General features: G+C 60.4%; 21 protein-coding genes. 13 read left to right on the top strand and 8 right to left on the bottom strand.

Features of this window, described 5'->3' with window-relative positions; all coding sequences use genetic code 11:
- The first annotated feature begins 164 nt into the window (after nucleotides 1–164).
- Nucleotides 165–779: a hypothetical protein gene (locus K3G63_RS17335; RefSeq protein WP_220615382.1), complete on the top strand. Its 615-nt coding sequence runs from the start codon at nucleotides 165–167 to the stop codon at nucleotides 777–779.
- Nucleotides 780–883: 104 nt separating this feature from the next.
- Here K3G63_RS17335 and K3G63_RS17340 read toward each other — a convergent pair whose 3' ends face one another.
- Complete coding sequence (locus K3G63_RS17340; protein ID WP_220615383.1) at nucleotides 884–1,234, bottom strand: hypothetical protein; 351 nt, start codon at nucleotides 1,232–1,234, stop codon at nucleotides 884–886.
- Between the two features lie 70 nt (nucleotides 1,235–1,304).
- Complete coding sequence (locus K3G63_RS17345; RefSeq protein ID WP_220615384.1) at nucleotides 1,305–2,102, bottom strand: DUF3050 domain-containing protein; 798 nt, start codon at nucleotides 2,100–2,102, stop codon at nucleotides 1,305–1,307.
- A 548-nt stretch (nucleotides 2,103–2,650) separates the two neighbouring features.
- On the opposite strand from K3G63_RS17345, the gene typA reads away from it, so the two are divergent.
- Entirely contained in the window at nucleotides 2,651–4,459 is a 1,809-nt protein-coding gene (gene typA, locus K3G63_RS17350; RefSeq protein ID WP_220615385.1) for a translational GTPase TypA, read from the top strand.
- A gap of 122 nt (nucleotides 4,460–4,581) precedes the next feature.
- Here the strand turns inward: typA and K3G63_RS17355 are convergent, their stop codons facing one another.
- On the bottom strand, nucleotides 4,582–4,917 hold the full coding sequence (locus K3G63_RS17355) for a multidrug efflux SMR transporter (RefSeq protein ID WP_220615386.1): 336 nt from the start codon (nucleotides 4,915–4,917) through the stop codon (nucleotides 4,582–4,584).
- 4 nt (nucleotides 4,918–4,921) lie between these two features.
- A complete protein-coding gene (locus K3G63_RS17360; protein WP_220615387.1) occupies nucleotides 4,922–5,197 on the bottom strand; it encodes an acylphosphatase in 276 nt (91 codons plus the stop codon).
- 101 nt (nucleotides 5,198–5,298) lie between these two features.
- Here K3G63_RS17360 and nagA point away from each other — a divergent pair, with 101 nt between their 5' ends.
- The gene (gene nagA / locus K3G63_RS17365) at nucleotides 5,299–6,453 is read left to right on the top strand and encodes an N-acetylglucosamine-6-phosphate deacetylase (protein ID WP_220615388.1); all 1,155 of its coding nucleotides are present in this window, start codon (nucleotides 5,299–5,301) and stop codon (nucleotides 6,451–6,453) included.
- A 113-nt stretch (nucleotides 6,454–6,566) separates the two neighbouring features.
- Here the strand turns inward: nagA and K3G63_RS17370 are convergent, their stop codons facing one another.
- A complete protein-coding gene (locus K3G63_RS17370; RefSeq protein WP_220615389.1) occupies nucleotides 6,567–7,373 on the bottom strand; it encodes an RNA methyltransferase in 807 nt (268 codons plus the stop codon).
- A 168-nt stretch (nucleotides 7,374–7,541) separates the two neighbouring features.
- Here K3G63_RS17370 and K3G63_RS17375 point away from each other — a divergent pair, with 168 nt between their 5' ends.
- The 10 genes from K3G63_RS17375 to K3G63_RS17420 all read left to right on the top strand — a co-directional run bounded on the left by K3G63_RS17375 (nucleotide 7,542) and on the right by K3G63_RS17420 (nucleotide 17,262).
- Nucleotides 7,542–9,038 (top strand): ATP-binding protein, encoded by a 1,497-nt coding sequence (locus K3G63_RS17375; protein ID WP_220615390.1) that lies wholly within the window; start codon nucleotides 7,542–7,544, stop codon nucleotides 9,036–9,038.
- A gap of 153 nt (nucleotides 9,039–9,191) precedes the next feature.
- A complete protein-coding gene (locus tag K3G63_RS17380; RefSeq protein WP_220615391.1) occupies nucleotides 9,192–9,602 on the top strand; it encodes a response regulator in 411 nt (136 codons plus the stop codon).
- Between the two features lie 439 nt (nucleotides 9,603–10,041).
- Complete coding sequence (locus tag K3G63_RS17385) at nucleotides 10,042–10,968, top strand: hypothetical protein (protein WP_220615392.1); 927 nt, start codon at nucleotides 10,042–10,044, stop codon at nucleotides 10,966–10,968.
- 100 nt (nucleotides 10,969–11,068) lie between these two features.
- On the top strand, nucleotides 11,069–11,800 hold the full coding sequence (nth, locus tag K3G63_RS17390) for an endonuclease III (RefSeq protein ID WP_259404539.1): 732 nt from the start codon (nucleotides 11,069–11,071) through the stop codon (nucleotides 11,798–11,800).
- 32 nt (nucleotides 11,801–11,832) lie between these two features.
- On the top strand, nucleotides 11,833–12,033 hold the full coding sequence (locus tag K3G63_RS17395) for a hypothetical protein (protein ID WP_220615393.1): 201 nt from the start codon (nucleotides 11,833–11,835) through the stop codon (nucleotides 12,031–12,033).
- 3 nt (nucleotides 12,034–12,036) lie between these two features.
- Nucleotides 12,037–12,309, top strand: coding sequence for a DUF167 domain-containing protein (locus K3G63_RS17400; protein WP_220615394.1), 273 nt, complete (start codon nucleotides 12,037–12,039; stop codon nucleotides 12,307–12,309).
- A 93-nt stretch (nucleotides 12,310–12,402) separates the two neighbouring features.
- Nucleotides 12,403–13,194 carry a ZIP family metal transporter gene (locus K3G63_RS17405; protein ID WP_220615395.1) on the top strand — a complete coding sequence of 264 codons (792 nt, stop codon included), beginning with the start codon at nucleotides 12,403–12,405 and terminating at the stop codon, nucleotides 13,192–13,194.
- Nucleotides 13,195–13,299: 105 nt separating this feature from the next.
- Nucleotides 13,300–14,700 carry a 26S protease regulatory subunit gene (locus K3G63_RS17410; protein ID WP_220615396.1) on the top strand — a complete coding sequence of 467 codons (1,401 nt, stop codon included), beginning with the start codon at nucleotides 13,300–13,302 and terminating at the stop codon, nucleotides 14,698–14,700.
- A 15-nt stretch (nucleotides 14,701–14,715) separates the two neighbouring features.
- Entirely contained in the window at nucleotides 14,716–15,990 is a 1,275-nt protein-coding gene (locus K3G63_RS17415) for a tetratricopeptide repeat protein (RefSeq protein WP_220615397.1), read from the top strand.
- A 63-nt stretch (nucleotides 15,991–16,053) separates the two neighbouring features.
- On the top strand, nucleotides 16,054–17,262 hold the full coding sequence (locus K3G63_RS17420) for a tetratricopeptide repeat protein (protein WP_220615398.1): 1,209 nt from the start codon (nucleotides 16,054–16,056) through the stop codon (nucleotides 17,260–17,262).
- A 152-nt stretch (nucleotides 17,263–17,414) separates the two neighbouring features.
- Here the strand turns inward: K3G63_RS17420 and K3G63_RS17425 are convergent, their stop codons facing one another.
- The 3 genes from K3G63_RS17425 to K3G63_RS17435 all read right to left on the bottom strand — a co-directional run bounded on the left by K3G63_RS17425 (nucleotide 17,415) and on the right by K3G63_RS17435 (nucleotide 21,277).
- Complete coding sequence (locus K3G63_RS17425; protein WP_220615399.1) at nucleotides 17,415–18,797, bottom strand: ammonium transporter; 1,383 nt, start codon at nucleotides 18,795–18,797, stop codon at nucleotides 17,415–17,417.
- Nucleotides 18,798–19,109: 312 nt separating this feature from the next.
- A complete protein-coding gene (locus K3G63_RS17430; RefSeq protein ID WP_220615400.1) occupies nucleotides 19,110–20,306 on the bottom strand; it encodes a threonine synthase in 1,197 nt (398 codons plus the stop codon).
- Between the two features lie 65 nt (nucleotides 20,307–20,371).
- Entirely contained in the window at nucleotides 20,372–21,277 is a 906-nt protein-coding gene (locus tag K3G63_RS17435; RefSeq protein WP_220615401.1) for a LysR family transcriptional regulator, read from the bottom strand.
- Between the last annotated feature and the right edge of the window lie 74 nt (nucleotides 21,278–21,351).

The following is a 21,351-nucleotide window of genomic DNA, read 5'->3' on the forward strand; positions in this document are numbered from 1 at the left end:
CCAGCTGCGGTGGGCTGCCTGCAACGGGACGCGCTTGCACCCGGCGCCAGAAAAGTCCCATACTTATTAAACAAATTCATCTGCGAATCCTTCTACCTTGCAACTACCTACGGTGGAGTTTTGCCGTATGCCACAGTAGTACTGCCCTTCCTACGTTCAAAGACATGAAGAACTCCGATCAGGACCAGCCCGCTAAAAAGGCTAAAAAAGAAAAAGACCCGGCCGAAAAGGCTCAGCGCAAAGTTGCCAAAGCTGCCCAATCAGCCTCTGCTACTATTTCCGAAGCGGGGTCCGGCAAGAAAGCCAGCCAGAAAAAGGCCCTGAAAACGGCGGCTAAGCAGCTGCAAAAACAGCTCGACATCCGCATTAACGAGGTAGTAAAGCGCATTCGCAAGGAAACGAAGGCCAAGCTGAAGGAGGTAGTGAAAGATGCTACCCGCCGCCTCGACGTGGACATGGAGCACCTCTTCGAGGAAGCCTTGCACACCATTGTGCGCCACCATGAGGCCGGCACCCCCGCCGCGTCCGACAGCTTCTCTACTCTATCGGAGGGTAGCACAACGGAAGCGGCCCCTGCTTCAGCCGCTCCAGCCCGGACCCGGTCGGGCAGCTCTACCAGCCGGTCAGCCGCGCCGAAAGTAACGCCGAGTGTTCCGCCCACTACTGCCCGCCCAGCCACGCCCGCCCGCTCGCGCACTACAGCGAAGAAAGTAGCTTCTTCCGACAGCCTACGTGACATTCCAGCCTCCGACCTGAGCACTAACGAAGTGGGGCTGTAGCTTTACTTGTTCTTAAACACACCGAGCCCCCGATGGTGCTGATGCATAATCGGGGGCTCAGTGCGTTGGGACCAGCTCGCAGGCATAATGCGGCCACTGCCAGGTTACTGCCGCGGCAGCCGCATGGTGTCGGCGGGGGCCCCATTGAGGCGGCGCAACCGCGTTTCGGGGGTAGTCGTGTTGTTGTCGTTGGTATTGAGGCTTTCGGGGCGCTTGCGGGAGTTAATACCACTGGCCTGTTCCCCCAGAAGTACGCGGCCAGGCGTAGCATCGGGCACGGAGCCGCCGTAGCCCGCATTACTGTTGTAGGCTGCCTGCCGGTCAGCATCGGTGAGAATCTGCGTTGGGGGCCGGCGGACGGCGCTTTCCTCTGTTGAGGTTTCCTGGGAAGCAGTGCAGGCCGCCAGCAGACCCAGAGCAGGAATAGCCAGGCGAATAGAATGAAGCAGGTTCATGGCAAAATAGAGAAGCTGGCCCACGCGGGCCAGCTTCTCTCCTAACGAACTGGAAGCCGGTAGGTTGACTTTAGCCCTGGCTGGCGTGTACCAAGCTCGCCTGAATTCCGTCCCAGAGGGCCACGCGCGCCTGCATGCAGCGGGCCGCCACGGCTTGGCTTTCCTGCCAGCGCTGGGCGTCGTCGCCGCACAATTCGCGCACCATCTGCTGAGCCAGAGGTGTGTGCACCTCCTCGTCAAGCTGAATGTGGCGGTCGAGGTAGTAGGTGAAGGTATCGAGCTGACCGGGAAAGCGCTGGCGCAAGTCGTGCACGAGGTGACGGAACATATCGGGGATGACATCTTCCCGTCCGAAGGTGAAGGCTGCCGCCACGGCGTGGGGCTGGCCCGAGTTAATGATGCGGAAGGTATCCAGCACAAACTCCCGCACCGAAGCCGGTACCTGGGCCTGCTCCAGGGCCTCTCCTACCGTGGCGCCCTGGGCCAGAGCGGCGAGCAGACGCTCTACCGGGACCGTATCGGCGCCGCACTCGCGCATGGAGCGCAGGTACAGCTCGAAGTGGCTGGCTGGGTTGCCCTCGGGGTCCACGTCGGTTTCTTCTTCCAGCACAATATCGTTGATGAGGCGGCGGGTAGTAGGGTTGCCACGCGGCACCCAGGGCACATCTACGCAGGTCAGTTCCCGCTGCAACGCTTTCAGCAGCGACATAAAGTCCCAGACGGCAAACACATGGTGCTGCATGAACACGCGCAGGTCGTCGAGGGAATGCAGGGACTGGTACACACCGTGAGCTACGAGCTGCTCGCGGGCCGGGGCCAGGGCTTGTTGCAGGGCGGCAATGGAATCAGACTGAACTTGGGTTGACATAAAACAAGCAGAAAAAGGCAGCGTGGGTGAGTCCGGGCTACCCACAAACGGAATAGCTGATCCGGCCGGATTGGGCAAAATTACGGATGAGGTGTCAATTCCTTCCCCACTCGGAGTATCACGTCTTTTACTTTGCCTTCTCGAACACCATGCCCTAGGAATCCATGCACTACCGCTGGCTAGTGGGCTGGGGCCTTCATCGAAGACGTAGCCGAGGTAGCCGCCGCATCGGGCGCAGAGCAGCTTGTTGCAGGGGAGCACGCTGCGCATACCACCGGTAAGGCCGAAACGCGCATAGAAAGAGACCGGTAAGAAAATACTCAGCTGCCCGTGCCCGACGGATGGTGCTGGCCGCATAGCGCATGCTGTTAAGCTTGGGCTCGCTCTGGGGCGGGCTGGGGCGACCTAGGGGCCGGCGGCGGGAACATCAGCAGCCCAAGTAGTTGTCTTGTTTACTACCTGCGGTTTCTTCCTCACTCAGTAACAATTAATTAGTGCGCGCTTTTGCGCCAAACATTCCATACCTTTGCGCCCGGAAAACCCTTTGTATGCAGAACATCCGGAATATCGCCATCATTGCGCACGTTGACCACGGCAAGACGACGCTCGTGGACAAGATCATTCACGCCTCGAAGATTTTCGGCGAACACCAGCAGTTCGACGACTTGATCCTCGACAACAATGACCTGGAACGTGAGCGGGGCATTACTATCGTCTCCAAGAACGTATCGGTACGTTACAAGGACGTTAAAATCAATATCATCGACACCCCTGGTCACGCCGACTTCGGCGGGGAAGTAGAGCGCGTGTTGAAAATGGCCGACGGCGTGCTGCTGCTGGTGGACGCCTTTGAAGGCGCCATGCCCCAGACGCGCTTCGTGTTGGGCAAAGCCATTGACCTGGGCCTGAAGCCCATTGTAGTGGTAAACAAGGTAGACAAGGAAAACTGCCGCCCCGACGAGGTGCACGAGCAGGTGTTCGACCTGATGTTTAACCTGGGCGCTACCGAAGATCAGCTGGACTTCGTGACCCTGTACGGCTCGTCGAAGCAAGGCTGGATGTCGCGGGACTGGAAACAGAAGACCGAAGACATTACCCCCCTGCTCGACGCCATTATTGATGTCATCCCGCCGGCTCCCTTCCTTGAGGGCACGCCCCAGATGCAGGTTACCTCGCTCGACTACTCAGCTTTCGTAGGCCGTATTGCCATTGGGCGCGTGCACCGCGGTGTCCTGAAAGAAGGCTCGAACATGAGCCTGATGAAGGCCGACGGCTCGGTGAAGAAAGTAAAAATCAAAGAGCTGCAGGTATTCGAAGGTCTGGGTAAAGCCAAGGTAAGCGAAGTGCAGGCCGGTGAAATCTGCGCCGTAACCGGCATCGAAGGCTTCGACATCGGCGACACGCTAGCCGACGCCGAAAACCCCGAGGCGCTGACCCGCATTGCCATCGACGAGCCGACGATGAACATGCTGTTCACTATCAACAACTCGCCTTTCTTCGGTAAAGAAGGCAAGTTTGTTACCTCGCGCCACCTGCGCGACCGTCTCTACAAGGAAACCGAGAAAAACCTGGCCTTGCGCGTGCAGGAAACTGACCGGGAAGACACCTTCCTGGTGTACGGCCGCGGCATTCTGCACTTGTCGGTACTCATCGAAACGATGCGCCGCGAAGGCTACGAGCTGCAGGTAGGTCAGCCTCAGGTACTGTTCCAGGAAGACGAGAATGGCAACCGTCTGGAGCCCATCGAGCACTTGGTAGTGGACGTGCCCGAGGAAACTGCTGGTAAGGTGATTGAGCTGGTAACCCAGCGCAAGGGCGAGCTAACCATCATGGAGCCCAAAGGCGACCTGCAGCACCTGGAGTTCAACATTCCGTCGCGCGGGCTGATTGGCCTGCGTAACAACGTGCTGACTGCCACCGCCGGGGAGGCTATTATGAACCACCGCTTCACCAGCTATGAGCCCTACAAAGGCACCATTCCTGGTCGTATCAGCGGCTCACTCATCTCGATGGAAAGCGGTCCTGGCACCGCCTACACCATTGACAAGATGCAGGACCGCGGCGAGTTCTTCGTGGACCCAGGCGAGGAAGTGTACGGCGGCCAGGTTATCGGGGAGCACACCCGTCCCAACGACCTGACCATCAACATTCAGAAGGGCAAGAAGCTCACGAACATGCGCGCTTCGGGCTCGGATGAAAACGTGAAGATTGCGCCCAAGCGCCAGTTCTCGCTGGAAGACGCCATGGAATACATCCAGAAGGATGAGTACCTGGAAGTAACCCCGAAATCGGTGCGGATGCGCAAGATTCTGCTCGACGAAAACGAGCGTCTGCGTTCGGCTAAGAAGGAAGACTAGGTTGTCCCTGGTTACCGAAAAACACAAAAGGCGCAGCCAGTTGGCTGCGCCTTTTGTGTTTTTGACATTTATGGGCCACCCACTCAGTTCTTGGGAAAGGGGTGGCGCATAAGCTGCTAGCTTTACTCGTGCCCTGCCATGTTGGAGAAGATATTGATGATGATAACCCCGGCCAGGATGAGCCCCAACCCGAGCAGAGCGGGCCAATCGGGCACCTGCTTGTAGAACACTATCCCAACCAGCGTGATGAGGACGATGCCAACGCCCGACCACACGGCATAGGCAATGCCCATCGGAATACTTTTCAGCGTCAGGCTCAGAAAGTAAAACGCCAGCCCGTAGCCTACTACTACCGCCACGCTGGGTAGCAGCCGGCTAAAGCCGGCCGAGGCTTTCAGCGCGGAGGTGGCAATAGTTTCCGACACAATTGCCACGAACAGGTACAGCCAGTGTTTCATGCCGCTAGCGTTGCACAACAAACTCCCGGTAGCCTTGCACGGCTCCGCGGCTGGCTTGCACCTGCTCTACCTGGGCCGCCGGTGGCCCCTGTCGGCACCAGGCTTCTAAGGCATCCAGCACTTCGGCGGGGCCTTCAGCCTCAATTACTACCGTACCATCGGGGTTGTTGCGGACGGTGCCTACCAGACCCAGGCGGCGGGCCTCCTGCTGGGTGCTTTGTCGGTAGAATACGCCCTGGACGTGGCCCCGAACCAGGAAAGTGCGGTGTTCGATGCTCATAAATAATAAAGCGAAAGGCAAATGCGCTCCGGCGGCACTGCGTCTGCCTGATACGGGTGTGCGGCCTTGCAGGCGGTAATCTGCCCATTTGTTCCCAACTTTTGCCGTACACCCACTTTCACTCCCCTACTCTGCCCGTGCGCTACCTGCTTCGCAACTGTACCCTGTATACCGGCACTTCGGTGCTGCGCCACCACGCTTTACTTATTGATACCGGCCGCATTGAGGCGGTATTGCCCGAAGTGGTGGCCCCCACCGGCCTATCTGAAGTGGATGGGCGCGGCCTCAACGTAGCCCCCGGGCTGCTGGACTTGCAAGTGTACGGGGCCGAGGGGCGCCTGTTTTCGGTGCAGCCCACCGCCGATGCCCTGGCGGCCCTTACTGGCTTCGCCTTCCGACATGGCACTACCGGGGTACTGGCCACCATGCCTACCAACTCCCTGACCATGATGCACGCAGCGCTAGAGGCAGGAAAGGAATTTCAGCGCCACCACCCGGGCCTGCTGGGCATTCATCTGGAGGGCCCCTACATCAACCCGGTTAAGAAAGGTGCCCACCAGCAGGAGTTTATTCACGCGCCCACAGTAGCCGAAATCGATGAGCTGCTGCGGGTGGCCGATGGCGCACTGAGGATGATGACGCTGGCTCCGGAAATAACTCCCCCCGCTGTAGCGGCCCGCCTGCGGGAAGCCGGCGTGGTATTGTCGGCGGGGCACTCCAACGCCACGTACACCGAGGCGACGCAGGGTTTCAGCAGCGGCTTTGCGGCGGCTACTCACCTGTTCAATGCCATGTCGGGGCTGCAAGGGCGGGAACCGGGACTGGTGGGTGCCGTGTACGACCACGCGGCGGCCCAGGCCAGCATTATTGCCGACGGCGTGCACTGCGACTTTGCCTCCGTGCGCATCAGCAAGAAGCTGCTCCAGGAGCGGCTGTTTCTGATTACCGACGCCGTGACGGAAAGCCAGCAGGGCGCTTACCGCTTCCGCCGCCAGGCTGACCACTTCGTGGACGAGCAGGGTACCCTGGCCGGCTCGGCCCTGACCCTGCCCCAGGCCGTGCGCAACTGCGCGGAGCAGGTAGGCGTACCGCTGGCCGAGGCGTTGCGCATGGCCTCCCTTTATCCAGCCCGACTGCTGGGCCTCGATGATGAGCTGGGCTACTTAGAAACGGGGTATACGGCGGATTTCTGGCTGTTTGATGAGGAGCTGACCACCGTGGCAACGGCCCGCGCGGGGAAGCTGGTGTGGCACTAGGTAGCTGCTGCGGCTAGCCCAGTAGCCGGCTACCCGCACCAGTTGCGCGGCATACACCCGGATTATCCTTTTAGAAACACTACCCCGCCAGCAAGAGTAGGCTCCCCGCCACGCTACTCCTCGCGCTGCCGCACCGCCTCAAAAGTAAGGATGGCCGTAGCGGTGCTTACGTTCAGCGAGTCAATGGCCCCGCGCATGGGAATGATAATGGTCTGGTCGCAGGCCTGCATCAGCTCGGGGGTGAGGCCATCGGCTTCCGTGCCCATTACCAGCGCCGTGGGGCCCCGGAAGTTGCAGGTGGTGTAGGGCACGGCCCGCTCGGTGAGAGCCGCAGCGTAGGTCCGGATGCCGTGCTGCCGGCACCACTCTAGCAGTTCCTGGCGGGTAGTGGCAATGGTGGGTACCGTAAACGAGCAGCCGATGCTGCTACGGATGGCATTGGGATTAAACAAGTCGGTGCGTGGGTCGCAGACAATAACGGCCGTGGCCTGAGCCGCGTCGGCTGTGCGCAGAATGGCGCCCAGGTTACCGGGTTTTTCCACCGCTTCCAGCACCAGCAGCAGGGGCGCGGCGGGCAAGGCCAACTCGGCCAGCGCCAGGTGGGGCGGCCGGGCCAGGGCCAGCACCCCATCGGAGCCTTCCCGGTAGGCTACCTTCTCAAATACGGCCTTCGACACCTCGAACCACTCCGTTTCCCTACCCCCGAACAAGGCCTGCAACTGCTGCTGCCGCTGGGTACCGGCCAGCTCGGGACACACGAACAGGGCCGGTACCGCTACCCCGGCGCCGTGGGCAATAGTCAGCTCACGCAAGCCTTCAATAATGGTAAGCCCCTGCGCGCGCCGCTCCGACGATTTTTGCTGGAGCTTCAGCAGGTTTTTGATACGCGGATTCTGGGGACTGGTAATGGGGTCGGGCATGGGCGCGGCAAGCTGGCATAGGCTGGGCGCAACCGGTGGGGCTCCGCCTGGGGCCACGAAGATACGCACCGAACCGGCTTGGCCGTTCTCCTTTCAGGCGCGCCACCTACTGCCGCCGGGCTCCTACCTTGCAGCTGAATTTGTCTTTCTCTTTCCTCTTTTGCCAGCATGGGTCTTAAGCTACATACCAAGATTATTCTGGGCTTTGTCATTGCCATAGGCGTGCTGCTGCTAACCTCGGCGGGCTCCTGGTATAGCATTCAGCAGCTGGCTTACTACACCCAGCGCGTGGAGCACACCTACCAAGTGCTCCAGGGGGTAGCCAACCTGCGCACCCACATGCGCGATGCCCAGAGCCACGTGCGTAGCTATCTGTTGCTCACCGACACAACCGCCCGCACCAGTTTCCGCCAGGTGCTGCCCGAAGCTCGCGCCGACTTTGAGCAGCTCCGCCGCCTCACCCTCGACAACCTGCACCAGCAAAACCGCCTCGATACACTGGAACAGGCTGTGGAAGACGAAGGCCGCTACCTCAGCGCCTGGATGCAGCAGCACCCCAGCACTGACGCTGTGCGCCAGTTGGTGCTCGGGGACCGGCAGCGCCAGCTACAGCTGCGCAAGCTGCTCAACCGCGTACATCTGGAGGAAGAGGCCTTGCTGCGGGAACGGCGCCGACGCCAAGATTTTTTTGAGCACACTACTCCGGCTGCCATCGTGGTATCGGCGGTGCTGGCGGCCCTGATTGTGGCTTGGCTATTCACCAAAATCAACCAGGAGCTACGGGCCAATGAGCAGCTCCAGCGCGAGCTGGCCCGCAACAACGAGGCCATGGCCCGCCGCATCCAGCTTATTGAAGGGTTGGCCAACAAAGTAGTGCAGGGCGACTATACCGTGAAGATTTCGGACCGGGAGCAGGACAGCCTCGGCAACTTGGCTACTTCCCTTAACCACATGACCCAAACCCTGGACACGAGCTTCGCGGCCCTGGAAAACCGCAACCGCGAACTAGACCAGTTTGCCTACGTAGCCTCCCATGATTTGAAAGCCCCCCTGCGTGGGGTACTAACGGTGGTGAAGTGGATTGAGGACGAACTACCCCACGAGCTGAGCCCCCAGATGCGCCAGTACCTGGATATGATGAAGGGACGCCTGCACCGCCTCGAAGACCTGATCAATGGGCTGCTGGCCTACGCCCGGGCCGGCCGCACCGAGCAAAAGCTGGAGGAAGTAAACCTTACCCAGCTGGTGCGCGAAACAGCCGAGCTGGTGGTGCCGCCTACCTTCCGCGTGGATATACCGGCGCCCCTGCCCGTTTTCACTACGGACCGCCTGAGCTTGCAGCAAGTCTTCACGAACCTGATCGGCAACGCCGCCAAGTACCATAACCGCCCCGATGGCCGTATAACCGTACGCTGCCTCGACGTAGGGGAGTGCTACCAGTTCCGGGTGGAGGATGATGGCCCCGGTATTGCGCCGCAGTTTCATCAGAAGGTATTCCTGATGTTCCAGACCCTGCGCGACCGGCACACGGCCGAAAGCACCGGCATCGGGCTCAGCATTGTCAAGAAGATTATTGAAGAAAAGAAAGGCACTATTCACCTTGAATCGGCCGAGGGTGAAGGTGCCGCCTTTATCTTCACTTGGCCTAAGCAAGTGAAATCGTGAGAAGATGATGGCGTGAATAAGCAAGCGGCTCTGCTAGCCTGAGCAGGCGGCGCAGCAAGCAGGCACGAAGGACGACAGGGCCTTTTGCCGCTTCACTCAATCACCATTTCACCCTTTGCAACTTCACCCCTCACCCCTTCACTACCTTACCAGATGCGCTCTGTACTTCTCGTCGAAGACGATTTTTTTGATACGATGACAGCCCAGAAGGCCTTTGAAAAGTTTAGCGTTCCGCACCGCCTTTACACGGCCTTCAACGGCCTGGAAGCCCTGGACTTACTGCTGGGCACTAACGGGGCAGAGCCCATCCGGCCGCTGCCGGAAGTTATCCTGCTGGACTTGAACATGCCTAAAATGAACGGTCACGAGTTCCTGGCCGAAATTCGGACCCACCCCGACCTTAGCCAGATTCCGGTCTTCATTACTACTACGTCCGGCATGGACGTCGACCGCTTGAACGCGCAGAACCTGGGCGTGAGCGGCTACATTCTTAAACCCCTGGATTTTGAAACCAGCTCTGATATGGTGGATAGCCTTAGTTTGCTGGAAAAACTTTTACGGTAGCCCGGGGCCTGCCCCACGTTTCCCTACAGCCAGAGCCTACAATCAGCCCGGATTCCGGGCCTGCAACAGCGCGGGCACGGGAAGCCGCCCGCCCTGTTGCAGGCCACCAAATACGCGCAGTGAAGCTGGTACTTTCCGGGCCCGGGTAGCCGCTGCTTTCAAAGAAGAACACATGCGTGGCAGCAGGCAGCAGCGACCCGGCATGCAACCTTTCCGGCTTCGGCAGGCTCTGGCCTGATACCGGCGGCAGGTTGTTTCCGGGCTATTCCGGTGGCTTATACAGCTGAAACGGATTATTTCGTTTGCTTCGTAGCCGGGCACCTTCGCGGAAGATTCATTGTTAAAAATCACCTCGTCGGTAGCCTGCTCAGGCAAAGGCTTAGCCCAGCAGTTTTCCTTGTGCAGCCCGCTCCGCTGACCTACTACTTCACCTGTTCCTATGCTGTTTCGTTCCCTCTTCCTGCTTCTTTTCTGCACGGTAGCAGCTCCCACTTTTGCCCAGCAAACGCCGCGGGAGCTGAACACGCTGCCCGGGGCGCCGCAGCCGGCTGCGGCGCCCGCGCCCGCACCCGCACCGGCCGACACTGCCCGCCGGGCACCCCGTACGCTGGCTTCGCCCCCAGCCGTACCCGAATCGGAACGCCGCCAGGCTGCCCAGGCCCAGCTGCCGCCGGCCAACACAACTCGTTACGCAGTAGGGCTGAAAACCGGTCAGGTAGTGCGGGCTTACGATGTGGAGCTGAAGCAGCCCTTGTTGGGCCGCACCTTCGTGCTAGTAGACGGGCAGCAACGCTTCGATTTAAATGATGTGCGCTACTACGAGGATGAAACAGGCTTCTACGTGCGTACTACCCTGCCCGGCCGCTCCAAGCGCGAAAGCACCCTGCGCCGGGACCGGGTAGGCCGCATCAGCCTGTACTCCATCACCAGCCAGCAGTACATGAACAACCCGTATGGCTACAGCCCCTACGGCATGGGCCGGTACGGCTATGGCTACCCCTACGCGGGCTACGGCGGGTTTGGCGGCTACCGCACCGTGCGCCAGGAGTATTTCAGCAAGGATAATGGCCCGATTCAGGACCTGAGCATCCGCAACCTGCAGCTGGCCACCACCGACAATCCTGGCTCTCAGCAGCTGCTGGCCAATGCCCGCCGCTACCAGACGCTAACCACGCTGAGCTACGTAGGCGCCGGCGGCTTGCTGCTGGCCGGGGTGCTGTCCAGCTTTAATGGCAACGGCAATGGCTTCTCGGTGTCGCCGCTGATGTACGCGGCGGTGCCGCTGGCTATTGTACCGCTGGTTATCGGTGGCAAGCAGCAGAACAGCATCAAGCAGGCCATTCTGCTCTACAACCGCGGCGAGTAGCGCCTGCTTATGGTACGAAAAAGCCCTGGCTGGATATGGCCGGGGCTTTTTTTATGGGCTGCGCTTCGCCCCTGCGCCGGCAAGTTGCGTAGGCAGCAGCATGGCCGCCTCTTCCCTACCCCTTGCTCCCGATCCTACCTTCTTCGCCCGGCAGGAGTTGGCGCTGTGGGCGCATGAGCGGCTGTGCGCCGAGTACGGAGCGCCCTTTCGGTTTTTCAGCTCCAAAGACCCGCTGAGTGAGCTCATCAGCTCCCTGCTTTCCCACCGCACCCGCAACCACGATTCGCACCTTGCCTACCAACAGCTGCGGGCCCGCTTTCCTACCTGGGACGAGGTGCGCGATGCCCCTACGGCCGAAGTTCAGGAAGCCATTAGCCCCTGCACGTGGCCCGAGCAGAAAGCCCCGCGCCTGCAACAGGTACTTCGCGAGGTAAGCCAGCGCTGCGGCGGCCCCTGCAACCTGGAGTTTCTGGCCGACCTGCCCATTCCCGAGGCCCGAGCCTGGCTCGAAGAACTGCCGGGGGTAGGCCGCAAAACCAGCGCCGCCGTGCTGCTATTCAGCACCCTGCGCCGCCCGGCCATGCCCGTGGATAGCCACCACCACCGGGTAGCCCAGCGCCTGGGCCTGATCGGGCCGAAAGTAGGCGAGGCAGCGGCCCACGCGCTGCTGGAAGCCTTGCTCCCCCTCGACTGGGATGCTCAACAGGTGTACGACCATCACGAGGCCCTAATGTTTCACGGGCAGAAATGCTGCTATTTCCACACGCCTGCCTGCGGCCGCTGCGTGGTGCTGAGCCGGTGCCCGTTTGGGCAGGCCCGCGTCAATACGTAACTTTTTTCTCCCACTCTTGCCGCCTTTGAGCTATGAAAACGACGTACGGCCTGCCTGCCCTGCTTTCGGCCTTTTTCCCAGGGTTGGGTCAACTGGTAAAAGGTCAGATCCTTAAAGCCCTCCTGATCTGGATGGTGGGTGGGACCGTGGGCTTCCTGCTGGGCTGGACCATACTTGTGCCGGTGGCGCTTTGGGCCTGGGTGGTATACGACGCCTACAACGACCCCGCCTGAGCCGTGCCGGTTCTGCACCTGAAAGCCAAGCCCAACGCCCGCCGCAACCAGCTGGAAGTAGCCCCCGACGGTAGCGTGGTAGTACGCCTGAATGCCCCGGCCCAGGATGGCAAGGCCAATGCCTGTTTGCTTACTTACCTGGCCGAAGTATTCAACGTCGCGAAAGCCAGCCTTACGCTGCTGAGCGGACACACGGCTCCGTTTAAGAAGGTGGAAATTGCGGGGATTTCGCCCGAAGAAATGCAGGCGGCTTTGGCCCGGCACCGGGCAGTGTAAGCCGCCGGGCGTGCATCCTTCGGTACGGGTTTGCGTTGAACGGTTCAGCTCCGGCTCTGGCCGGAGATGCGCTACTCCTCATTCCCCTCACCCATGATTGACTTTCCTACCTGGGCCGTTGCTGGCTTCTGGGGGCTGGTTTCCGGCTCGGCCTTGCTGCTGGGTGCTGGCATCGGCTACTTCGCCCACGTTCCGCAACGCCTGATTGCCGCCGTTATGGCCTTCGGCAGCGGCGTTCTGATTTCTACCTTGTCGCTTGATTTAATGGAGGAAGCCTATAAAAAAGGCGGCTTCGATTCTACCGCTATTGGTTTTGTGGGCGGAGCGGCTGTGTACACGGCGGCCAACTGGCTGCTGGCGCGCTACGGTGCCAAACACCGCAAACGCTCTGGCGAGCACCAGGCTCAGGAGCGCCAAGCAGTGCAGCAGAACCAACCAACCAGTAGCGACGACAACGGAATGGCCCTGGCCATTGGGGCTTTGCTAGACGGCATTCCGGAAAGCATTGTCATTGGGCTGAGCATGCTGGCTGGAGGTAGCGTGAGCATAGTAGCAGTGGTAGCCATTTTCCTGAGCAACCTGCCTGAGGGGTTGAGCAGCGCCGCGGGCATGCGCAAAGCGGGCCGCACTCCTATCTACGTATTGGGCCTCTGGGGCGGCATTGCGCTCATATCGGGGGTGGCCTCCCTGGTAGGCTACTCCGTGTTTAGTGGATTCTCGCCGGAGGTAGTGGCCGCTACAACGGCCGTGTCGGCAGGGGCCGTGCTGGCTATGATTGCCGATACCATGATTCCGGAAGCCTTCGATGTAGCCCACAACTTTACCGGCCTGATTACGGTGCTCGGCTTTTTAGTGTCGTTTGTCCTGAGCAAAATGGGCGGGTAACTGCTGGTGCGGAAACCTGGCTTTTTTACTTTTCCGCCAAGCTCGGCAACTCCGGCAGGGCCTAAATCTGCGTAGCTTGCAGCTACTGTCTTATTCTGCTTAGGTATGCCCGACTTGTCTGCTATTCAACCGCTACTGGAAGCTTTATCTTTTTCGCCCGATAACCTACCCCTCCGCAAGCACGTTGCGGCCCTGCTGGTGCAGGCCGGCCGCCTGCCCGAAGCGGAGGAGCACTACCGCACCGGCCTCCGCCAGGCCCCCGACGACCCCGATTTGCAGTTGGGTCTGGCCGAAACGTACGCCAGTCTGGGCAAAACTTCCGCGGCTTTTGTGGTGGTGGAGGAACTGCTGGCCGCCCGCCCGGAGCACGCCCGTGCCCACCTGCTGCACGCCCGCGTGTTACTCACTACCGACCAGGTAACGGCGGCGCGGGAGGCTTACCAAACGGCTCTACATTACAATCCTACCCTGGAAGACGCTGAGTTGGCCGCCCGCCTGCGCGGCGGTGCCGCTACCACGGCCCAGCCGGCTCACGGCGGGGCGCCTACCCCCTTTTCCGGTTCAGAGCTTGATACTTCCGCTGGCGCCAACGACGATTTCAGCAGTATTGAACAAAACCTGTTCAGTGGGCTGGAGCGTCCCAAGATTACGTTTGCCGATGTAGGCGGTATGGAGGCCATTAAGGAGGAAATCCGGCTGAAGATTATTCACCCGCTGCAGTTTCCTGATTTGTACAAAGCCTATGGCAAGGCGGCCGGCGGCGGGCTGCTACTGTACGGCCCGCCCGGCTGCGGCAAAACTCACTTGGCCCGCGCCACGGCCGGCGAGGTGCAGGCCAGCTTTATCCACGTTGGCATCAACGACATTCTGGATATGTGGCTGGGCAACAGTGAGCGGAACCTGCACCAGATTTTCGAGCAGGCCCGCTTGCAGGCGCCCTGCGTGCTGTTTTTCGATGAGGTAGATGCCCTGGCCGCCAACCGCCACGATTTGCGCCAGAGCGCCGGCCGCACCGTCATCAACCAGTTTCTTTCGGAGCTGGATGGCGCTACCCGTTCCAACGACGGCGTGCTGATTCTGGCCGCCACCAACGCGCCCTGGCACCTCGATTCCGCCTTCCGCCGCCCCGGCCGCTTCGACCGGATTCTGCTGGTTACGCCGCCCGATGAGCCCGCCCGCGAGGCCGTGCTGGAAGTGTTGTTGCAGGGCAAGCCCGTAGCGCCCTCGGTAAACCTGCGCAAGCTGGCTTCCCAAACCGCCGGCTTTTCCGGCGCCGATTTGCAGGCTGTGGTAGATGTGGCCGTGGAAGCCCGCCTGCGCGAATCCATGAAAGCTGGCAAGCCTCTACCCTTGGAGCAGGCTACCTTTCAGGAGGCCATCAGCAAAGTGAAGCCCAGCACCCGCGAGTGGTTCGCTACGGCCAAGAACTACGCCCTCTACTCCAACGAAGGCGGCGTGTACGACGATATTCTGGTGTACCTGGGCATCAAGAAGCCTTCGGCTTAGCCTTACGCTGGCTGTATGAGCACTACCGCCACTTCATCATGGCAGGCTGCCGTGCAACAGCTGCTTGCCGTGCGCCGGCCGCAACAAGCAGAGCAGTTGGTGCGGCGACACTTGGCCCAGCACCCGCAAGACCCGTTTGCGCACGTTTTGCTGGCGCTGGCCCTACTACGGCAACAGCGGTTCGACGAAACAAAAACAGCCGCGAAAACAGCTCTCAGCCTCAACCCGGCAGAAAGTGAGGCTTATTACCTGCTCAGCTTGGCCCAGGCCCAGACTGGGCAACCCAGGGCCGCCGAGGCCTCTATCGGCCGGGCCTTACAGCGTAACCCGCTTAGCAGTACGTATCTGGGCATCAGGGCCTGGGTTCTCAACTTGCTCGGGCGTCCGCAGGAAGCACAGGCCGCCGCCGAAATGGGCCTGCGGCATGATCCGGCTCATGCTGAGTGTCTTGTGCAACTTGCCCAAGCCTTGTGTAAGCAGGAGCAGTGGGGCGCGCTATCCACGGTATTGCACCGTTTAGTGAAGGCTCAGCCCCAGTTGGCCGTGGCACACCGGCTGTTAGGCCAGGAAGCCCTCCGGCAGGAGCAGTTTTTGGCTGCCCAGACGCACTTTGGTGAAGCCTTGCGCCTGGCACCCGAGGATTCCGAGTCGCACCAAGGCCTCACCCGAGCACTACGCTACTCCTTCGGCCCAGGCCGCGCAATGCGGCGCATCGACCGGTATCTGACCTTTATTTCTGAGGGGACCAGGCAGTGGAAGGCCAAGGCGTGGGGGCACTTTTTACTGATTCTGCTGCCCCTCTCCTTTTTCTGCATTCCATTGCTGCTTTTCATGGGCTTTGAAGCTCTGTACTGGCGGCTGCATCCGCGGGTGCGGCAGGTGCGCAACCGCCCTGCTGGTACGCACTCTTACCTGCGGGAGACGCTGTATCGATACGGTGCCATAGCTTCGGAGCTGCTCCTGATACTCAGCCTGCTACCTCCCGTAATTTGGGGAGTCTTATGGATAGGGTTGCCGGAAAATAGCTTGGGTCCGGGCCTGACGGGTGGTCTGACGGTATTGGTTATGGCAATGGGCGGGGCTCTAAAATCGGCGGCCAAGCTGCCCGCACCTGACAAGTTGCCCCTGGGGTGGTTGCTAACGGCCGGGCTGATGCTTACAGGCAGCATTACCGCGTGCGTGTTGGCTGAACAATGGCCGTGGGGCCCCCTTGCCATGCTAGTGGGCAGTAGCCTACTGTTGGCGTGGCGCGTACGAAGCACACGGCAACAAGTCATCCTCAACAGGTAATTCTTGTTTTTTTCCGCGTACTCCCAACCGTTTACTTACTTGGTGCCTGACGCCCCTACCCCCATGGAACAAGCCAACTGGCCCGACCGGATTTTACTGCTGCTGCGCCAGGGCCGGGCCGCTCAGGCCGAGCAGGAGCTACGCCGCATTCTGCGCCAGGAGCCTAACGATGCCCTGGCCCACGCCTGGCTGGGCATGGCGCTGCTGGATTTGGGGCAGCTAGCCGAAGGACAGGAGCACATTGAAATTTCCATCGGGCTGGCCCCGGAGTTCGACTTTGCCTACTACCTGCTCAGCCTGGCTCACCAGCGTCAGCAACGCCTGCCCGAAGCACAGGAAGCCATTGAGGAAGCCCTGCGCCTTGACCCGACTGACCCCAACTACCACCATACCCTCGGCCTGATTCGGTTTCAGCGCGGGCAGTGGGAAGGGGCCTTGCGGGCGGCCGAAATGGGCCTTGCCTACGACCCCGAGCATGTAGACTGCCTGGGCCTGCGCGGCCGCTGCCTGGCCCGCCTCGGCCGGCCCCAAGATGCAGCAGACTCCCTGCAAACCGCCCTCCGCTACGACCCTGATGACGCTGGCACCCACGCCGACGCCGGCTGGGTAGCCCTGGAAGCCGGCCGCCACCGCCAGGCCCTGGAGCACTTCCGCGACGCCCTGCGCCGACAGCCTACCTCCAACTATGCCCGCGAAGGGCTGGTGGAGTCGCTGAAAGCGCAGTATTGGCTGTATCGTGCCTTCCTGCGCTTCACCGTCTGGACGGAAAAGCTGGGCGGCGGTACGCGGCGGCTGCTGTTCATTGGGTTATATGTGCTGGTGCGGTTTGTGCCGATTTTACTACCCCTCTACCTGCCCCTGGTATTTATGAGCTGGTTTGCCGACCCCATGTTCAACGGCTTGCTTTTGCTCAATCCCTACGGGCGCCATGCCCTCTCGGAAGCGCAGCGGCGGCAGGCCCTTGTGTTTGCCGGCGTGCTGCTGGCCGCTACTGCACTGCTGACCACCGCCACCTTCACCCACCTGGAAGGCCCCGGACTGTTGGGCGGCAGTTTGCTGGCGGCCCTGTTTCCGCTGACGGTGGCGCTCCGGCCCTACGTTTCGCGCAAAGCCCGAACCTGGGCTATCGTGGCTGCGTCGCTCCTGCTGGTGCTGGGGGTAGCGGGAGCCGGGGCAAGCTTGCTTTTCCCGGAGGCAGGGGTGCAGAAGGGTATCGTAGGGCTGCTGTTTATTATCTGGCTGGTGTACCTCTGGTCGACGGCGCTTAGCTAAACTACCCTACCCCCATCAAACAGTAAAAGGCCACCGGGTTCCTCACCGGTGGCCTTCTTGTTTTACCCCTAACTTTTAAATACTCCAGTTGCTGTCAGAGTTATACTTCACATCATTGCCGGTGGTGAAGTTGAAAATAGCCGGCGCGGCTATTACGCGTTTTCGGGGGCTAGCTCCCGGCGGTACGTGCGCTCAAATTCTTCGTCTACGTGGTAGGTAGACTCCTCGTGCTGGCTTAAATCGAGGCCCAGCTCTTCTTCCTGAATCTTCACGCGCAACCCAAAAATGCGGTCGGTGATTTTCAGCAGAATCCAGGCCCCCACAAAGGAGTAGGTAATCACGATAAGCAGGCCCAGCAGATGGTAGCCAAACGTGGTAAAGGTGCCATGAATCAGGCCTACCTTATCGGCAAAAACGCCCGTAAGCAGCATCCCGACGATGCCTCCCAGCCCGTGGCACGGAAATACGTCCAGGGTGTCGTCGATGGTCGTGCGCGAGTTCTGCCAGTGCACAGCGGCGTGGCTGATGAGCGCGGCCAGCACCCCAAACAGAATGCTTTGCCCGTAGTCGACGTAGCCAGCGGCGGGCGTAATAGCCACCAGGCCAACCACTGCTCCCGTGCAGGCGCCCACAGCCGTGGGCTTACCCCCGCGGGCCACTTCAATCAGCAGCCAGGCAATAAGGGCCGCAGCCGAGGCCAGGTTGGTGTTCACAAAGGAGAGGGCCGCCAGTTCATTGGCTCCCAGGGCCGAACCCGCGTTGAAGCCAAACCAGCCAAACCACAGCAGGCCCGTGCCAAGCAGCACGTAGGGCACGTTGGGCGTCGAGAAAGACGAGGTGCGCAGGTTAGCCGAGCGGCGGCCGAGCACCATGGCCCCGGCCAAAGCTGCTACCCCCGCCGAAATGTGAACTACGGTACCGCCGGCAAAATCCAGTACTCCCCACTTACGCAGGAAGCCTTCGGGGTGCCAGGTCCAGTGAGCCAGCGGGCAGTAAATAAACAGGCTGAACAGCACCATGAAAGCCAGATACCCCTTGAAACGCACCCGTTCGGCGAAAGAGCCGGTAATCAGGGCGGGGGTAATAATGGCGAACTTCAGCTGAAAGGCGAAGTAGAGAATAAAGGGAATGGTAGCGGCAAAGGCCGGATTAGGCGCCGTGCCTACGTTGCGCAGCAAGGCAAACGTGCGCGGGTCGCCGATAAGACCATACCAGGAGTCGCCGTAGCAGAGGGAGAAGCCCACGAAGTAGAACAAAACTGAAATAACGCCCAGTGCTACGAAGCTCTGCAACATGGTGCTAATCACGTTTTTGGGACGCACCATGCCGCCGTAAAAAAACGACAAGCCTGGGGTCATGATCAGTACGAAGGCGGTGGCCGTCAGCATCCAGGCTACATCGGCTCCGTTGAGCGAACCGGGGGCCGCGGCCGGATGCGGTACTTTCGCTAGTGCTGCAACAATGGCCAGCACCAGCAAGACGCCCAGCGTGAATAAGCTGAAGCCAGGACGAAAGGGGGCAGCTTTGGGAGTCATAAAGCGCTTTTCAGAATATTACCATCATTTTCAAAGGCAATATACCATGCAAGTCCATTACTTTCCTCAATAACCCATCAAATTACATAGGGTGTTTCCTAAAATACATGCACTATCTCGACACTACCCCCCTTTATATAGTAGCCCTTCTCTCAGAAGTACTGGCTACAAAAACATAGCCCCGACTGATGTAGAACTCCTGCAACAGAGGTTCTACATCAGTCGGGGCGAAAGCCAGCTGAGCACTGCCTATAGCTTTTCTGTTAGCCTAAGGGTAGCGTTAGAGGTGTCTGAGTTCGTTCCAGCCTTAGCTTAGGCCAGCCCGATAATATTCTCAAGGTATTTCTGGGCCGAACCAGTGTTCAAGAGCAGCACCTGCTCCTCGGGTTGTATCCAGCCGATGCTGAGCAACTGGCGGGCGGCCATCCAAACGGCCGCCCCCTCGGGAGCCACAAACAGGCCTTCCTCTTTGCCCAACTCCCGCAGGCCTTCCAGCATCTGCTCATCGGTAATAGCCAGCGCCGTTCCTCCTGATTCGGCTAGTACGTCCAGCATCAGGGGCTCGCCGAGGGGGCGCGGCACGGCTAGCCCGTTGGCAATGGTGGGCCGGCCGACGTAGGCATGGCAGTTGGCCTGGCGGCCAGCGCGGGTTTCTACCAGGGGGCAGCAGTTGGCGGCTTGCACTGCTACCATGCGCGGTAGTTTGGTACCGGCGGGCAGCCAGCCCAGGGCCAGCATCTCACGCACTGCTTTCCAGATGCCAATTAGCCCGGTGCCGCCCCCGGCGGGGTAGAGCAGCACATCGGGCAGGTGCCAGTTGAGCTGTTCGGCCAGCTCGTAGCCCATGGTTTTCTTACCCTCAAGCCGGTAAGGTTCTTTCAGGGTGGATACATCGAGCAGCTCGCCAGCCGCGTTTAGCTCGCGCACCCGGGTGGCACAGTCGTTGATCAGGCCATCTACCAGATGCACGTCGGCCCCGTACCAGTAGCATTCCTCGCGGAAAGCCTGCGGAGTGTGGCGCGGCATTACCACTACGGCGCGCAAACCAGCGCGGGCGCAGTACGCCGCCATAGCTACCCCCGCGTTGCCAGCCGTAGGAATGATGCAGCCCGTAGCACCCAGCTCCTTGGCTTTGGAAACGGCCATGCTCAGGCCCCGGGCTTTAAACGAGCCCGTGGGGTTCTGGCCCTCATCTTTCAGGCGCAAATCGGAGAAGCCGTAGCGCGCCGCCAGCCGGGGCAGCTCCAGCATCGGCGTCCAGCCCTCTCCCAGACTGACGCGGTTAGCCTCATCGAGCAGGGGTAGCAAGGAGCGGTAGCGCCACATCGAGTTGTCGGCTAGCTCAATACCAGCCGTCCGGGTTAGCGGTTCCTGCAGGTCGTAGTCGGCGATGAGGGGCTGCGAGCAGCACTCCGAGACGCGTTGCAGCTGGAAGGCAGAATGCGGGGCTCCGCAGGCCGCACAGTGCAGCTCGTGGAGGCGGGAGGTAGTAGCGAGGAGAGTTTTCATAGTGGGGAGTTCAACGCAAAACTCCTCCATAGCTATTCCTCCGGCAAACGGCAATTTGGAATAGCCTATTCCATTTTGGAATAATAGCGCCGGGCGAACTGCACAAAGGTTTTGTAGGGCATGTTGTTCTCGGTGCCCTTGCGCTGCACAAAATCGAAGTGACGCACCAGCTCCAACCCCTGAATGGGCACTTCTACCAGCTCGCCGGCCTCCAACTCTTTCATAACCGACTGCCGGGGTAGGAAAGCAAGGCAAGTATCTACCCGCACAAAGTTCTTGAGGGCTTCCGTGCCTCCAAGTCGCACTTTCACGGGCAGGTCGGTGAGGCGGATACCGTGGGTGGCCAGGGCTTCTTCCAGCACCGCGAGCGTACCGGAGCCAGCTTCACGCAGGGCTACCGGAATCCGGCGCAAGTCCTGCACCTGGAGCTGCTGGCGGGGTAGCGGATTGCGCCCCGAGCACACGGCAATAACGGCATCAGTAAACAGAGGGGTGTAGGTTACGTTGCTGACTTTGTGGATGCCCTCAATAATGCCCAGGTCGATTTCGTGCTCCAGCAAGGCTCTCAGGATGTTCTCGGAGTTGCGGTTTTTGAGCGTTAGCTGGGTATGCGGGTACTGACTGAGGTAGGCGGAAAGCACGGCCGGAATGACGTAGAGCGAAATGGTGGTGCTGGCCCCGATAACCATGCGCACCTGGGGCGAAAACATGGGGCTAAGCTCGCTGAACTCCTGGTGCAGCTCGTGCTGGAGCTGCCGGGCCAGTAGCAGCTTACGGTACAGCAGCTGCCCGGCCGGCGTGAGCTGGATGCTGTTGCCCAACCGCTCAAACAGGCCCGTTTTGTAGTGCTCTTCCAGGCCCTTTACCTGCTTACTCACCGCCGACTGGCTTAAAAACAGGGTTTGCGCGGCTTTGGTGAAGCTTAGCTGACGGGCTACTTCAAAGAAGATTTCGTGGGGATAGGAAAGCATCAGACAGATGAACAGAAGAGGCGAAGCAGCAAGGCTTAAAACGGCCCTGAAAGTGCCAAGAAAGGCTTCAAGAA

The sequence above is a fragment of the Hymenobacter sp. HSC-4F20 genome, assembly GCF_019599275.1.
Taxonomy (GTDB): Bacteria; Bacteroidota; Bacteroidia; order Cytophagales; family Hymenobacteraceae; genus Hymenobacter.